We start from the raw sequence: 15,169 nt of genomic DNA, 5'->3' as shown, positions 1-15,169 counted from the left end.
AACAGTCAATCTGATGATTTGATGAAAAAATAGCTTTTGCCCTGTTCTAAGAGATATTATAATAAATAGGTCATTCAGGTTGACCTATTAATACTAACTTTGCGGCTCGTAATCATGTTGGTGTAATTTTATGCTATGAGATATATCAGAATACTGCCGATCCTTGCTATTGCGCTGATTTCATGTAATGGCGGCAATAAGCAGACTGCAAAAAAGGAAATTCCGCCACCCCGTGTTGAAGTAATTATTGCGCAGGAACAGGAATTCCCTGCGGGGATTGAAGTGAACGGAACGGTTTTATCGGAAGAAATGGTAGAGCTTCGTACTGAAATAAGTGGCCGAATCACGTTTTTGAATTTACCTGACGGCGCTTCCGTAAAGCAGGGCACCGTGCTTGTCCGTATAAACGATGCGGATTTGCAGGCTGAACTTGCAAAGGAGAAATCAGTTTATGAACTTGCACAAAAAACGGAAAAGCGTTTGAGGAAATTGCTGGCCGGACAGGGAATTGACCAGGCCACCTATGACGCCGCACTGAATGCAATGAATTCATCAGAAGCAAGTGTCAATGTTTTGAAAGCACAGATTGATAAAACCGTGGTTAAAGCACCGTTCGACGGTAAGCTCGGGCTGCGGCAGGTGAGTATGGGTGCGTTTGTAACACCGCAAACGCTGTTAGGCACATTACAGCAATCAGATAAAGTGAAAATTGATTTCACCGTACCCGAAGCCTATGTAAAACTAGTAGGAATCGGAAGCACAGTGATGGTTCAAACCAATGCTTCGGACGAAAAACTGCAAGCGACCATCAGTGCGGTTGAGCCTCAGATTAATGAAAGCAGCAGGAATATTAAGGTGCGCGCTCGTCTGAACAGCGGCACACTTTATCCGGGCGCATTCGTAAAAGTAATATTAACCCAGATTGCAAAAGGAATCGTGGTTCCCGGCAATGCAATCATTCCTGATGCCCAATCAAATCAGGTGATTGTTGTAAAGAACGGGAAGGGTGTATTTAAAAATGTGGAAACAGGTACCCGAACAGCCGATGTTGTTGAAATTACAGATGGTCTTGTTAATGGCGATACCGTTGTGGTTAGCGGGGTTCTTTTTGTTCGGCCCAATGCATCGCTTATTATTAAAGGTGTTAAGAAACTGAGTGAATTAAAATAATTTTGGATGCGTTTGTGTCTGTTGAGAAATTCAATAACACAACATCCAACAGGCGAATAATGTAATACGTAGGCTCAAATGAATATTTCTGAACTATCAATCAAAAGGCCTGTAATGGCAACAGTGATGAGCATCGCCATCATTTTGTTCGGGTTGATAGGATTAACTTTTTTGGGCGTTCGCGAATACCCGGCCATTGATCCACCGGTCATCACCGTCAGAACATCTTATACGGGAGCCAATGCCGATATTGTGGAAAGTCAGATAACCGAGCCGCTTGAAAAATCAATCAATGGTATTCCGGGAATCCGCACCATTTCATCGTCAAGCTCTGTGGGTGTAAGTAATATTACGGTTGAGTTCAATCTTGGTTCCGACCTCGAAAGCGCCGCGAATGATGTGCGTGATAAGGTTAGTCAGGCGGTACGCAACCTGCCTCAGGATATTGATGCGCCACCGGTTGTTACAAAAGCAGATGCCAACAGCGACTTCATCATTCTGCTTGCCATTCAGAGCAAATCAAAAGGACTGCTTGAGCTGAGTGATTATGCGGAAAATGTGCTGCAGAATAAATTTCAGACAATTCCGGAAGTGAGCGCAGTAAACATTGTCGGTCAGAAACGGCAGGCTATGCGTATATGGATTGATCCGGATAAAATGAATGCATATAACATCGCATTCAATGATATTTCAGGTGCGCTGAATAAAGAAAATGTAGAGGTTCCTTCGGGTAAAATTTATGGGACCAAAACGGAGCTGACAATTCGTGCACTGGGCCGCCTTACTACCGAAGATGATTTCAAAAATCTGATTGTACATGAAAGTGCCGATGGCATTGTTCGCCTCAGCGATGTGGCAAAAGTTGAACTCGGTCCGGAGCAGTATGAGCAAAGCTGGCGTTTGAATGGTGTATATGGCGTTGGTATTGCCATTGTGCCTCAACCGGGAGCCAATTACATTGATATTTCTGATGAATTTACAAAGCGTCTTGAAGAAATTAAGAAATCGGAGAAAAGCGATATTACGTTCACAACGCTTATTGATAATACTAAAAATGTCAGGGCATCACTCAAAGAAGTGAAAGAAACGCTCCTGATATCAATCTGCCTGGTAATTCTGGTAATTTTCCTCTTTTTCAGAAGCGTGCTGATCTCAATCCGGCCGCTTATTGATATTCCGGTTTCGCTCATTGCCACGTTTTTCATTATGTACATGGCAGGCTTCTCTATAAATATTCTTACACTGCTGGCGATTGTCCTTGCAACAGGTCTTGTCGTTGACGATGGAATTGTTGTTACGGAGAATATTTTTCGAAAGTTTGAGAAAGGAATGCCCATACGGCAGGCCGCAATTGAAGGCAGCAAAGAAATATTTTTTGTGGTAATTTCTACTTCTTGTACTCTTGCAATTGTTTTCCTGCCTGTGATTTTTCTGGAAGGATTTGTTGGCCGGCTATTCCGTGAGTTTGGCGTTGTACTTGCATTTGCCGTACTGGTATCTGCCTTTGTTTCACTCACGCTTACACCTGTTTTGAATATTTATCTGACCCGAAAAAAATCGCGTCACAGCTGGTTTTACAATAAAACAGAGCCTTTCTTCAGTGGATTTGAGAACGGTTATACAAAGCTGCTTACCCGTTTCATTGACAGACGCTGGATTGCGTGGGTTATCGTTGTCGTTTGTGTTTTTATCATTTATTTTGTCGGAAAAAATATTCAGAGTGAAATCGCACCGCTTGAAGATAAAGGAAGTGTCCGCATCGCTATGGTGGGACCTGAAGGGTCAAGCTATCAGTACATGGAACGCAACGGAATGAACTTTCTGAATTATTTAATAGACTCCATCCCCGAAAGGGAATTTGCATTTCTTGCATTGCCCAGTTACAGCAGTACAGGCGTTAACAGTGGAATGTCGCGTGTAGGACTCGTTCCCCGCAAAGACCGCAATAGGTCACAAAGCGAGATTGCTGCTGAAATAGCTAAAATTGCAAGCCGATATAACAACCTGCGTATTTTCCCTATCGAAGAACAAACGATTTCTGTGGGACTAAGCTCGCGTGGTGCGCTTCCTGTACAATTTGTAATTCAGAATCTTGATTTTATTAAACTGAAAACGATTATTCCTAAATTTTTGGAAGCCGCCAGAAGTGATAAAACGTTTCAGAATGTTGATGTGGATCTTAAGTTCAACAAACCGGAGGTTGACATCACCGTTGACCGGATTAAAGCCCGAGAAATGGGCTTGACAATGACCGATGTTGCCGGCGTAATCCAAAGTGCCTTCAGCGGACGAAGACTTGCCTATTTTATTATGAATGGCAGACAGTATCAGGTTTTCAGTCAGGTTGCCTATAAAGACCGGCAACGGCCGGGCGATATCACAAAATTATATATCAGAAATAATGTTGGTGAAAACATACCGCTGACGTCCATCATAAATGTTTCTACGGATGCCAATCCGCCTGCAATTTTTCATTTCAACAGGTATAAATCGGCAACCTTTTCTGCTTCACTGGCTCCCGGAAAAACGATAGGAGATGGGGTAGATGCCATGCGTGCTATTGCTGACAAGCAGCTTGACGAAAGCTTCCAGACCGCGCTGAGCGGCGCTTCGCGTGACTATGCGGAGAGTTCTTCAAATATCATTTTTGCTTTCTTGCTCGCCTTGGCACTGATTTATTTAATTCTGGCAGCTCAGTTTGAAAGTTTTGCCGATCCGCTTACCATCATGCTCACGGTGCCACTCGCCATTGCAGGCGCCTTCCTGACCTTGTTCATATTTGGGCAAACACTCAATGTGTTTTCCGAAATCGGAATGATTATGCTCGTCGGACTGGTCACCAAAAACGGAATTCTTATTGTTGAATTTGCAAATAAAAAACGTGCGGAAGGGATTCCAAAAATACAGGCGGTGATAGAAGCTGCCACTCAGCGTATGCGTCCCATTCTGATGACAAGCCTTGCAACTTCTTTTGGCGCGTTGCCTATTGCGTTCAGCCTCGGTTCTGCCGCTACGAGCCGCGTGCCCTTAGGAATAGTAATTGTAGGCGGTATATTATTCTCATTGATATTAACGTTATTCGTCATCCCGGCGGTTTATGTTTTTATTTCAGGAAAACATAAAAAATTGAAGGAAACCCCCGTTGAAGTGGATGCCAAATCATGATAAAATGAAAAAAGTATTTTTTATACTTTGCGTCTTTTTGCCGTCGCTGCTTCAGGCTCAGCAAACACTGCTGTTACGTTCAGCAATCGACTCAACACTGAGGAACAGTTTTGATATCAGAATCGCAAGAAATAATACTGAAATAAACACACTGAATTATTCATTTGGTAATGCCGGCGGGCTTCCTTCTGTGGGAATAACTGTTTCCGATAATACGGCGCTGAATACTCCCGATCAGAAATTCAAAAACGGTTCTGAAACAAACTATTCAAATAGTCTTGACAATAACGTGAATGCAGGCATTTATACAAGCATGACTTTATTTAACGGATTTAAGATTATTGCCGATTACCGGCGGTTAAGGATGTTGCAGGAACAAAGTGAATTATTGCTGAATGATATGATACAGTCAAAAGTAGCCGATGTAATGATTGCTTATTTTGACATTATCAGACAGCAGCGTTATTTGAAGATTATTGAAAGTACACTCGCCATTTCTGAAAAAAAACTTGAAATTGTGCAACAGCGTGACAGTGTCGGCATGGCAAGTGGTGTGGATATTATGCAAGCACAAATGGATGTAAATATTGCACTGCAAAATCAGGAAACGCAGAAGATGATTATTGAACAGTCAAAAACAGATCTTCTGGCACTCATGAGTTCAAAAACGTATTATTCATTTATTGTTGATGACAGCATTTCGGTTGATCCCGGAATCGGAGCTGATTCCGTATTGAACGCCCTTAAAAATAATCCGCAATATATGATTGCAGAAAAGCAGACACACATCAGTGAACAACTGATGAAAGAAGTCAATGCCCAACGATATCCTTCGGTTAAAATTTCCGCAGGCTACAACTTTGACCGCTCGGAAAGCGATAAAGCTGCCCTGTATTTTGGTCAGGTTTACGGACCTTCAGCGGGGCTTACGCTTCAGATACCTATCTATAACGGAAATGCTGTAAGACGACACGTCAAAGCTGCGCGTATTGAAATTATGAATGCGCAGCTGAGAACGGAAAACACGATGAATGATCTTACTTCAAACGCTGTAAAAGCTTATCAGTCGTACAGTACAGCAATCCGGCAACTTAACCGACAACAGGAAAATTACATTCTTGCCGGCAAACTGATGAACCTTGTACTGGAGAATTTTCAAGTGCGTCAGGCCACTATTCTTGATGTAAAAGCCGCGCAGTCAAGTTTTGAAAATGCGGCGTATTCACTGGTCAATACTCAATATGTCGCGAAGCTTGCTGAGATACAGCTTCAATCACTGATTTTTAAACTCAAGTATTAAACGTCACATAGGTACTCTCGGAAGTAGGGATATTATTTTACTTTAATCGACTAATCCATGGTGTTATGAAAAAAGCTGTAGTATTCATCCTGTTAATTCTGTTCTATGCAAATCTGAATGCACAGAACAACGGCATTCCCGATAAAGGAACCTACAAAGTGTGTGATACTTTTTTTATTTCTAAACCATTGAAGGAACTTGCAGAACAGCATCCTGCAAAAAGTATTTCTGATGATGAAAGGAGAAATGAAGCCGCTGATAAAGACCGTCATAACAGAATTAGACCGTTTGTTCCCAAATCGGGCGCCTTGCCGGCCAATGGCATTGATCCCATAAGGCAACTCACGAAAGGTATAGATTCATTAACTCCGCCATTAAGCAATTTCGACGGGCAGCCGGGTGATGCCTATCCTGCAGATCCTTCGGGCGCTGCAAATTCAGTATATTATGTGCAGGCGGTGAATGATCAGTACCGGGCCTATTACAAGAACGGAAATCCCGCAATGAGTTCGCTGGATCTTTCAACCCTGTGGTCGGGTAGCGTCAATGACGGTGATCCCATCGTTATGTATGATAGATTTGCTGACCGCTGGTTTATTCAGCAGTTTCAGGTGAGCAATTCGCCGTATAAGATTTTAATTGCAATTTCTACAACGAATGACCCCACCGGAGCTTATTATGTTTATACATTCAGTTTCGGAAACAATTACCCCGATTATCCCAAGTTTTCAATCTGGCACGACGGTTATTATATGGTTGCTAATTTTGATACACAGAAAGCTGTAGTTTATGAAAGAGCCAAAATGCTTGTTGGTGACAACACGGCGGCAATGATAACTACTTCCTATCCGTCAGGACTTACACTGCCCGGTGCAAGCGGTTTCTGGGTATCCACCACCCTGGATGCCGACGGGCAGTTGCCTCCAAGCGGTACTCCCGAAAATATTGTTTATTTCAATGATGACAACCAGGGTGCAGCCTCCGACCAAATCGTAATATGCAATATCACAACAAACTGGATTAATCATACAGCGGTAGTAACGCTTGATACAACACTTGCTACGCAGCCGTTCAATTCGTACTTCACAGGAGGCACACTTAAAGATATTGTGCAGCCATCGGGTGGCGAAAAGCTTGATGCACTGGATGGCATCTTTTCTTACAGAGCGCCCTATATGAGATTTACAAATCATAACTCTGTTGTGCTTTGCAATACAGTGAATCTGGGTAGTAAAATTGCCGGAATCCGCTGGTATGAGCTTCGGCAGAATCTCACGAATAATGCCTGGAGTATCTATCAGCAGGGTACTTATGGTCCGGCCGATGCAACCAGTCGCTGGACCGGAAGCATTGCCATGAACAACGACGGCAGCATCGGATTGGCGTATTCTGTTACAAATGCTTCAAGCCTGTATCCGGGGATACGATACACCGGAAGACTGGCAACCGACCCATTAGGTCAGATGACATTTACCGAGCAAACAGCAAAGGCGGGCACCAGTGTCTTATCAGGAGTTTATAATCGCTGGGGCGATTATTCTCAAACTTCGCTTGACCCCGATGGAATCACGTTCTGGCACACCAATGAATACAGTTCAGGCGGTCAGAAAACAAGAATATTTGCGTTCCAGATAATTAACCCGCTGACAGGAATTGAAAAGAGCCGCCAGCAGCCCGAACTTACATGTTTCCAATCAGACAATATCCTTGTTGTTAAAGCCGGGAGACTTCCGGCGTCAGGCGATATGATTGTGGAGTTGTTTGATATTGACGGAAAGAATCTGGCGCGTAAAACGCTGGTGCCGGTTTCAGGTTCAATAGAAACAAACTTTGATACCAGTAAGCTGGCCAAAGGAATTTATTTGGTAAGGGTGGGGAACAATGATTTCCAGCGTGTGGTTAAAGTGCTGGTTAAATAATTGTAATGGGTAAAAAAGGAAATAATTAGTAATTCCCTTTTACTTCGGCACCGGTAATAATGGCAACACTTGCGCCGCATCCGAGTCTTGATGCACCTGCATTGATAAGTGCAACCGCCTGTCCAAAATCTTTGATACCTCCGCTGGCTTTTACACCCAGTTTAGGTCCAACAACAGCACGCATCAGCGCGATATCGGGCACCGTAGCGCCTCCACCCAGAAAACCTGTGCAGGTTTTCACATAGTCGGCATCTGCTTTTTTGGAAATTTCGCAAGCAAGTACTTTTTCCTCTTCGGTAAGGAGATGTGTTTCTATGATTACTTTCAATATGGTATTGCTGCGGCAGGCGCGTTTAATAGCGCGGATATCTTCTTCAACAAGCTTCAGATTCCTTGATTTGAGAGCACCAACGTTAATAACCATATCAATTTCGTCGGCTCCGCTTGAAATGGCGCTTCGTGTTTCAAAAGCCTTGCTGCGGGTATCCATTTCTCCGAGAGGAAATCCGATAACAGAACAAATTTTTATGCCGGTACCTCTTAGTTTCTTTGCAACATAAGGCACCCAACTGGAGTTCACGCAAACCGACATGAATTTATACTGCAGTGCTTCATTGCAAAGCTGGTCGAACTGAGGCTGAATTGCTTCAGGTTTGAGCAGCGTATGGTCAATGTACCGGGCAAGTTCTGTAGCAGATAGCCTCGGTTTTGAGAATGTTGTACCTGCGTTCGTGTTCGGTGTTTCTGTTGTGCCCATTTGCCCTCTCAGGCGTGCAGCAACTTCTTTGGTTATCTTGTCGATTAGTTCATTTTGGTCCATATTACCTCCCGGTTCTTTCAATTGTCATCATTTTATTTATTCTTGGCCAATGGCGTCCTCCTTCAAAGCGGGTTTCGAGCCAAAGCCGAGCCATGGTGCAAAGTTCGGCGGCATTGTGTTGTGCCGTTCCCATGGTCAGTACATTTGCATTGTTGTGTTCGCGGCTGTTAATAATGGTCTTGTTGCTCCAGCATAAAGCTGCACGAATACCGCGTACTTTATTGCAAACCATGGATGAGCCAATGCCGGCTGCATCAAGCATAATACCACGGTCGCATTCGCCGCTTACCACTTTGCGTGAAACCGCCAAAGCAAAATCAGGATAGTCTACCTTGTCTTTGCTGTTGTTTGTACCGCAATCAACCACTTTATATCCAACAGTCTCAAGATATACCTTCAGCATTTCTTTAGAATCATAAGAGCCGTGGTCAGCACCAATAGCGATGCGTTTTACCTGATCCGTTGCATTTATTTCATCATCTTTCGTCATCACAAATCTTTCGTTTTTCCCTTTTCATTCAAATTATTGCATTGTAACCGCATCAACAATTCCAACAATCACCGTTTTGATGGTGAAGTTATCGGGCTCATTGAAAACCGAACGTGTAGAACCGCCCTCTTCAAGAACCAGTACCAAATCACCGGCACCGGCCTGTACTGTGTCAAGTGCAAGAAATGATGTTCCTTTCGCTTTTCCTGCAGGGTCTACAGGCTGCACAATCAGAACTTTTTTTGAGTCGTAGCCTTTATCTCTGATGGTGGAAACAACGTTCCCTAAAACTTTTGCAAGTATCATTTTGTATCGTCCAAATAAAGTTCATCAATAATGCCCATGATGGAAGCATCGCTTGGGTTCATCGTTGTTTCGAGCACCCTGCCGGCTTCTTTGCTTGTTTCAAAATAAATAAGTTCGCCGACACCGGATTGTATGGTATCTAGTGTAACGATAGGATCGCCTACTGCTACAAGTTTTTCGTCAAGAGGCTGTACCAATAATAGTTTGATTCCCTCAAAGGATTCCACTTTTTTGGTGCTGACCACCCGTCCTATTACTCTGCCAAATTTCATAGTTTTCTCTCCGGCTTACATTATTCTGAAATGATCAACAACAGTACAGCGTCTTTCGCGGGTAAAGGTTCTTGCCCTTGTAACACCGTCGCCCGTCGGGCTGGCAATAGTGAATGATGCGAAGCCCGCACCGCCAAAACCGAGACCGGCATAGCTTGGTCCGTTTTTGATAAAGATAGATACATTCATTGCCTTCGCCATTTTTGTCATCTTGGCAATATTCAGTGAATGCATGATGGCCGTATGCCTGAATCCATGTTCAACGGCTACAGCCATTTCAATGGCAGCATCAACGTCTCTAACGCGCACCAGCGGCATCACAGGCATCAGTTGTTCTGTCCACACCAGCGGGTGATCACGGTCAACTTCGCAAAGCAGCAGACGTGTTGATGCGGGAACAGAAATTCCTGCAGCCTGTGCTATATAGTCTGCATTTTTACCAACGAATTTTTTATTTGCCGCACCTTCGTGTCCGGGGCGACCGGCTTCAGCGATTACCATTTCGGTAATCTTGCGGGTCTGTTCGGAACTCAGTTCATAGGCTCCGTTTCTGCGCATTTCTTCTTTGAGCCTGTCGGCAACAGAATCCACGCAGATGATTTCTTTTTCGCAGATACAGATAACATTATTATCGAAGCTGGCACCATCAACAATGTCTTTTCCTGCTTTAACGATATCGGCAGTTTCGTCAACCACGCAGGGCGGATTTCCCGGACCGGCAGCAATTACTTTTTTACCGCTGTTCATCGCAACTTTTACAACCGCAGGACCGCCCGTAACAACCATGATGGCAATCTTGGGATGCGTCATCAGCTCTTTGGCCGATTCAATGGTGGGTTCGGAGCAGCAGGTAAGCAGGTTGGCAGGACCGCCGGCTTCCATAATGGCTCTGTTGAGCAAACCTACAAGGTAGCTCGACGTCTTTTTTGCTGCAGGATGCGGGTTGAAAACCACGGCATTGCCGGCAGCAATCATCCCGATACCATTACTGATAATGGTAACCACAGGATTGGTACTTGGTGTAATCGAACCGATAACGCCGAAAGGCGCATGTTCTACCAGTGTCATGCCGTTATCATCAGAAAAAGCTTCGGGCTGTATATCTTCAACGCCGGGAGTTTTGTAAATACCCAGCTCATTTTTTGCAATTTTATTTTCAACGCGACCCATACCGGTCTCTTCCTGTGCCATCTTTGCCAGAACGGCATTGTTGGCCAGACATACTTTACGCATGTTCTCAATAATCTTTTTACGGACATCAAGGGTAATATTGGTGAATGCCTTGTAAGCCTTATCGGCGGCATCAATAGCAGATCCAATATTGGAGTATACTCCGCTTGAAGTGCTGCCACTCTCGGTTGACGGAGTATTTGTCATATTCTTGACAACTTCCGTAACTAACTGTCGTATGTTTTCTTCTAAATTATCCAATTTCAAATCCTCCTGTTACATGAAAAATGGTTTAATTTCATTGTGGGGCTGGGGAATGAGCACATCTCTCACGAGAAGATTTTTTGCTTTCGCTTTCTCGGTGCCGGCTTCCATGGCCGCCTGAACGGCGTCAAGACTGCCGAGCATTTTTAAATATGATTTTCCTCCAAACCCTATTGCAAGCCTTATTTCAATAATGTTCACGCCTCCCGTTTTGGCGGCGGCATCAGCAGCTTCAATACTCGAAACAACGGATGAGGTTTCAATGATACCAATGGCATCCCATTCATCCGTTTTCACGATATTGCCGATAGCGGGCACCACATCGGGATGCACCATCGGCAGGAACAGGCTGTCAACAATACAGTCTTTGCCGCTCTCGTAACCCTGTTTGAATGAATATTCAACAGAAGCTACATCGCCACTAAAAACGATAATATATTTTCCCGGACAAATAGTTCTTGCTTCAATAATTTTTACCGGCGCAATTTTAACCATTTCATCCAGGGCTTTTATTCCGGCAGCTATGCTGCTATATTCCAACACCCCTAAGACTACAAAGCCCATTTATCCCTCATTTCTTATAAACAATCGTCTCATTCTCATCGATCATATCTATGATTGCAACAACAGCAGCATCGATGGCTTTATTTACTGTGGCAGGTGTTTCTCTTGCTGATGAACTTTCGGCAAGCAGGACCATTTCTCCGTGGCCGGCTCCAACCAGGTCAAGTGCGACAATAAAATCGCCTTTTACCGTGCCATGCTGATTGCATTTATCAACCAGCAGGTATCTTCCGCCCTCAATGTCAATATTGAGTGTGCTGCTTACCACCGTTCCGGCTATCTTACCTAATATCATAACTTCTGATTATCTTTACGATACGTGTACTGTCCGTCTTTTTCAATGAAATCAACGATGGCGATAATGGCAGAGTCGGTAGGTCTTCCTTCGGTAGTAGTCGTGAAGCGGGCACTGCTGCCCGATACATAAAACACGATCTCTCCGATGCCGGCGCCAACGCTGTCCATGGAAACAACAAAATCGTTCTTTCCTTTCATGGTCACAGGGTCAATTTTCTCAAGAAGCAGGAACGTAATTCCTTCAATCTTGGGCGCCTTGTGACTGGAAACAACCGTTCCAACAACTTTTGCTAAAATCATTTTCTGTATTATTAAGATGCATGTTAGGTTCAGCAGGACAGGTAATCCCGGAATAATTAAATTCTCAGAACCGCCTGTTCCTGCCGGACATTAACCAATCGCAAAAATTATTTCTTTGTGATAACGCGGCCCAAAGGCAGAGCGCTGTCAACATTATTATGCGGTCTCGGAATAACGTGTGTCGAAACAATTTCGCCAACTTTTTCTGCTGCGCGAACGCCTGCATCAACAGCTGCTCTAACGGCTGCAACATCGCCACGAACGATAGCAGTTACAAAACCGCCACCAATTTTTTCATAACCAATAAGTTCAACTTTTGCAGCTTTCACCATTGCATCAGAAGCTTCAACCATTGCGGTAAAACCTCTTGTTTCGATCATTCCTAAAGCTTCGGTATTCATTTCAGACATGGTAATTTCTCCTTTTTATTTTCTTATTAATATTAATTTCTAGTATTCTTCCCTTCCGGTAATCTCGGCAAGGCGTTTCTCAACTGTTTTCTTGCATTCCAGTACTTCAGCTTCTTCGCCACCGATATAAACGCGACCGAATTTTCCAAATCCCATTACATCAATAATGTTGATGCGGGCTGATTTTTCGGCTTCGTTGGCTGCGTAATAAGCATATCCTGCGGGTTCAACTTCCAGTACAAAAAGGGTATCGCCGCGCAGCAGCATCATTCCCCAGCGGTTTCTGTTGATGAGCTGTGCATGGTGGTCTTCCACGTTTTTAATCAACTGGCTGGTAAGAATTCTGGGTTTGATACGGTCAGTTTCTACACGTTCAATAGCTCTTAATACCGATTCTCCTGCCATGCGTGTATCGCCCTGACTGTCGGAATGTACCTCCAGCATACCATAAGCACGTTCTACCACCTGCATACCGGGGGTAACGTTGGTTGCCTTGAGGGCAATATCGGTAAGTGAGTTAATCTCAATACCGGGGGCAATTTCCATAATGCAGCAGGCCTGACCGGCTACCGGAAGATATCCTCTGGATACAGTGGACATGTAAGAAGCCATCTGCAACTGCAGGGAATCGAGAAAAATGTAAGTTCTTAAATCGATCATGGTTATTTTCCTTTCTTATTTGTTTTAACTCCCAACGGCAACGCGCTGTCAACATTTTGATGTGGTCTCGGAATAACGTGCGTAGAAACAATTTGTCCTACTTTTTCTGCTGCACGCGTACCCGCGTCAACGGCTGCCCTTACGGCTGCAACATCACCGCGAACTATCGCAGTAACATAACCTCCGCCTATTTTTTCATAGCCGATAAGTTCGACATTTGCTGCTTTTACCATGGCGTCTGATGCTTCAACCATGGCCGTAAAACCTCTGGTTTCTATCATTCCCAGGGCTTTCATGCCATTATCTTCCATTATTGGTCCTCCTTGTGAATGGTTAATGATTATTGTTTGTTTTGAATCCTTTACATTGAAAATACTTATCTCTCTTAAATTTAAGCCCTTGCGATAAACGGAGGGCTACACCTCAAATGAGAGAAACAAGGCAAAATATTTATGTTTGATATGATATCACTCATTTTCGGCAAATGTACTTATTTTTTTTCGTTTCACTGACAATACTACAATTATTAGAACAAAAACTAATGTAATATTGCGGCGAGTATTTATCAATGGTCATAATTCACCCTTCAACATGACACGAACCACTCCTTACCTGTCGTTGAGCCTGTTGAAACGCCCGGAAATATATGTGCGAAATAATATGTAATCAGCTGTAAAAAAGACCTTTACATTTTCATGCCTTCAGCAAAATACTTATAAAACCAGGGAATGGTTTCTATGCCTTTGAAAAAGTTGAAAAGCGGAAAATTTTCATTCGGGGAATGAATCGCGTCGCTCTCAAGACCAAAACCCATAAGAATTGACTTTGTGCCGAGAACTTTTTCAAACAATGCGATTACCGGAATACTGCCGCCTCCGCGTGTTGGTATTGGCTTTTTGCCGAATGTCTGTTCCAGCGCGGCACTGGCAGCACTGTAGGCAATGGTGTCTATGGGTGAAACATAGGCTTCGCCCCCGTGCAGGCTGGTTACCTTTACTTTTACTGATTTTGGGGCAACTTTTTTGAAATGTGCCTCAAATAATTTCTCAATTTTTTCGGAATTCTGGTTGGGAACCAAACGCATGGAAATTTTCGCACTTGCCGTTGAAGGCAAAATCGTTTTTGCTCCGGGCTCAATATAACCGCCCCAGATTCCATTTACATCCAGGGCAGGCCTGATACCCGTGCGCTCAGCCGTGGTATAGCCCTTTTCACCTTCTATGTCACCTATATCAATACTCTTTTTATATTTCTCAAGGTCAAAGGGCGCCCGCGCCATTTCGGCACGCTCGGCAGCACTGACTTCAAGCACATCGTCATAAAATCCATCAATGGTTATATGTCCGTTTTCATCTGTAAGATTTGATATCATTTTGCAAAGGACATTCAGCGGATTGGCAACAGCTCCGCCATAATGACCGCTGTGAAGGTCGCGATTGGGTCCGGTCACTTCTACCTCCATATAACATAAGCCACGCAATCCTACCGTAACAGAAGGGACATCAGGTGCAATCATTCCTGTGTCGGAAACAAGAATTACATCTGCTTTGAGCAGTTCCTTGTGCTGAGCGCAGAATTTTCCGAGACTTACAGAACCAACTTCTTCCTCGCCTTCAAGCATGAATTTTACATTGCAGGGCAATTTTCCGGTTTTACACATAAACTCAAATGCCTTGAGCTGCATAAACATCTGCCCCTTGTCATCATCTGCCCCACGCCCCCAAATTTTTTCATCTTTGATTATGGGCTCGAATGCTTTGGTCACCGTCCACAGTTCAAGCGGCTCGGCGGGCTGCACATCATAATGCCCGTAAATCATTACTGTCGGAAGATTTGCATCAATAATTTTCTCACCGTAAATCACCGGATGACCTTCTGTAGTCATCACCTCTGCCTTGTCAGCACCGGCTTCCACTATCTTCGTTTTGATGTATTCCGCGGCAGCGTACATGTCTGGTTTATGCTCTTCCTTTGCACTGACCGATGGTATGCGCATCAGGCCAAACAGTTCTTCTATAAAGCGTTCACGGTGGGTATCAATGTATTTTTTAATGTCTTCCAT

The 15,169-nt window shown here is 44.0% G+C and carries 16 protein-coding genes; 4 read left to right on the top strand and 12 right to left on the bottom strand.

The window, feature by feature from the left end; all coding sequences use genetic code 11:
* The first annotated feature begins 135 nt into the window (after positions 1–135).
* From WCM76_05325 to WCM76_05310, 4 genes are all read left to right on the top strand, one after another.
* Positions 136–1,170, top strand: a complete 1,035-nt coding sequence (locus WCM76_05325) for an efflux RND transporter periplasmic adaptor subunit (GenBank protein ID MEI6765042.1) — start codon at positions 136–138, stop codon at positions 1,168–1,170.
* 78 nt (positions 1,171–1,248) lie between these two features.
* Complete coding sequence (locus tag WCM76_05320; GenBank protein MEI6765041.1) at positions 1,249–4,335, top strand: efflux RND transporter permease subunit; 3,087 nt, start codon at positions 1,249–1,251, stop codon at positions 4,333–4,335.
* A 4-nt stretch (positions 4,336–4,339) separates the two neighbouring features.
* A complete protein-coding gene (locus WCM76_05315) occupies positions 4,340–5,635 on the top strand; it encodes a TolC family protein (protein ID MEI6765040.1) in 1,296 nt (431 codons plus the stop codon).
* Between the two features lie 65 nt (positions 5,636–5,700).
* Complete coding sequence (locus WCM76_05310; GenBank protein ID MEI6765039.1) at positions 5,701–7,554, top strand: T9SS type A sorting domain-containing protein; 1,854 nt, start codon at positions 5,701–5,703, stop codon at positions 7,552–7,554.
* A 25-nt stretch (positions 7,555–7,579) separates the two neighbouring features.
* On the opposite strand, the gene deoC is transcribed toward WCM76_05310, so the two are convergent.
* The 12 genes from deoC to WCM76_05250 all read right to left on the bottom strand — a co-directional run bounded on the left by deoC (position 7,580) and on the right by WCM76_05250 (position 15,169).
* On the bottom strand, positions 7,580–8,395 hold the full coding sequence (gene deoC / locus WCM76_05305) for a deoxyribose-phosphate aldolase (GenBank protein ID MEI6765038.1): 816 nt from the start codon (positions 8,393–8,395) through the stop codon (positions 7,580–7,582).
* Positions 8,376–8,864 (bottom strand): RpiB/LacA/LacB family sugar-phosphate isomerase, encoded by a 489-nt coding sequence (locus WCM76_05300; protein MEI6765037.1) that lies wholly within the window; start codon positions 8,862–8,864, stop codon positions 8,376–8,378. Before WCM76_05300 ends, deoC begins: the two co-directional genes overlap by 20 nt.
* Positions 8,865–8,897: 33 nt before the next feature.
* Complete coding sequence (locus WCM76_05295) at positions 8,898–9,170, bottom strand: EutN/CcmL family microcompartment protein (GenBank protein ID MEI6765036.1); 273 nt, start codon at positions 9,168–9,170, stop codon at positions 8,898–8,900.
* Positions 9,167–9,442, bottom strand: coding sequence for a EutN/CcmL family microcompartment protein (locus tag WCM76_05290; protein ID MEI6765035.1), 276 nt, complete (start codon positions 9,440–9,442; stop codon positions 9,167–9,169). The genes WCM76_05295 and WCM76_05290 overlap by 4 nt, the downstream gene beginning before the upstream one ends.
* A 15-nt stretch (positions 9,443–9,457) precedes the next feature.
* Entirely contained in the window at positions 9,458–10,873 is a 1,416-nt protein-coding gene (locus WCM76_05285; protein ID MEI6765034.1) for an aldehyde dehydrogenase family protein, read from the bottom strand.
* Positions 10,874–10,888: 15 nt separating this feature from the next.
* A complete protein-coding gene (locus tag WCM76_05280) occupies positions 10,889–11,440 on the bottom strand; it encodes a BMC domain-containing protein (GenBank protein MEI6765033.1) in 552 nt (183 codons plus the stop codon).
* Between the two features lie 7 nt (positions 11,441–11,447).
* Entirely contained in the window at positions 11,448–11,735 is a 288-nt protein-coding gene (locus WCM76_05275; protein MEI6765032.1) for a EutN/CcmL family microcompartment protein, read from the bottom strand.
* A complete protein-coding gene (locus WCM76_05270; protein ID MEI6765031.1) occupies positions 11,732–12,037 on the bottom strand; it encodes a EutN/CcmL family microcompartment protein in 306 nt (101 codons plus the stop codon). The genes WCM76_05275 and WCM76_05270 overlap by 4 nt, the downstream gene beginning before the upstream one ends.
* Before the next feature lie 107 nt (positions 12,038–12,144).
* On the bottom strand, positions 12,145–12,438 hold the full coding sequence (locus WCM76_05265) for a BMC domain-containing protein (GenBank protein MEI6765030.1): 294 nt from the start codon (positions 12,436–12,438) through the stop codon (positions 12,145–12,147).
* Between the two features lie 48 nt (positions 12,439–12,486).
* Positions 12,487–13,107, bottom strand: coding sequence for a hypothetical protein (locus WCM76_05260; GenBank protein ID MEI6765029.1), 621 nt, complete (start codon positions 13,105–13,107; stop codon positions 12,487–12,489).
* A 2-nt stretch (positions 13,108–13,109) separates the two neighbouring features.
* Positions 13,110–13,388, bottom strand: a complete 279-nt coding sequence (locus tag WCM76_05255; GenBank protein MEI6765028.1) for a BMC domain-containing protein — start codon at positions 13,386–13,388, stop codon at positions 13,110–13,112.
* 404 nt (positions 13,389–13,792) lie between these two features.
* Positions 13,793–15,169 carry a dipeptidase gene (locus WCM76_05250; protein MEI6765027.1) on the bottom strand — a complete coding sequence of 459 codons (1,377 nt, stop codon included), beginning with the start codon at positions 15,167–15,169 and terminating at the stop codon, positions 13,793–13,795.

It is taken from the genome of Bacteroidota bacterium, from assembly GCA_037133915.1.
GTDB lineage: Bacteria > Bacteroidota > Bacteroidia > Bacteroidales > CAIWKO01 > JBAXND01.
This window is presented reverse-complemented; position numbering and strand designations above follow the sequence as displayed.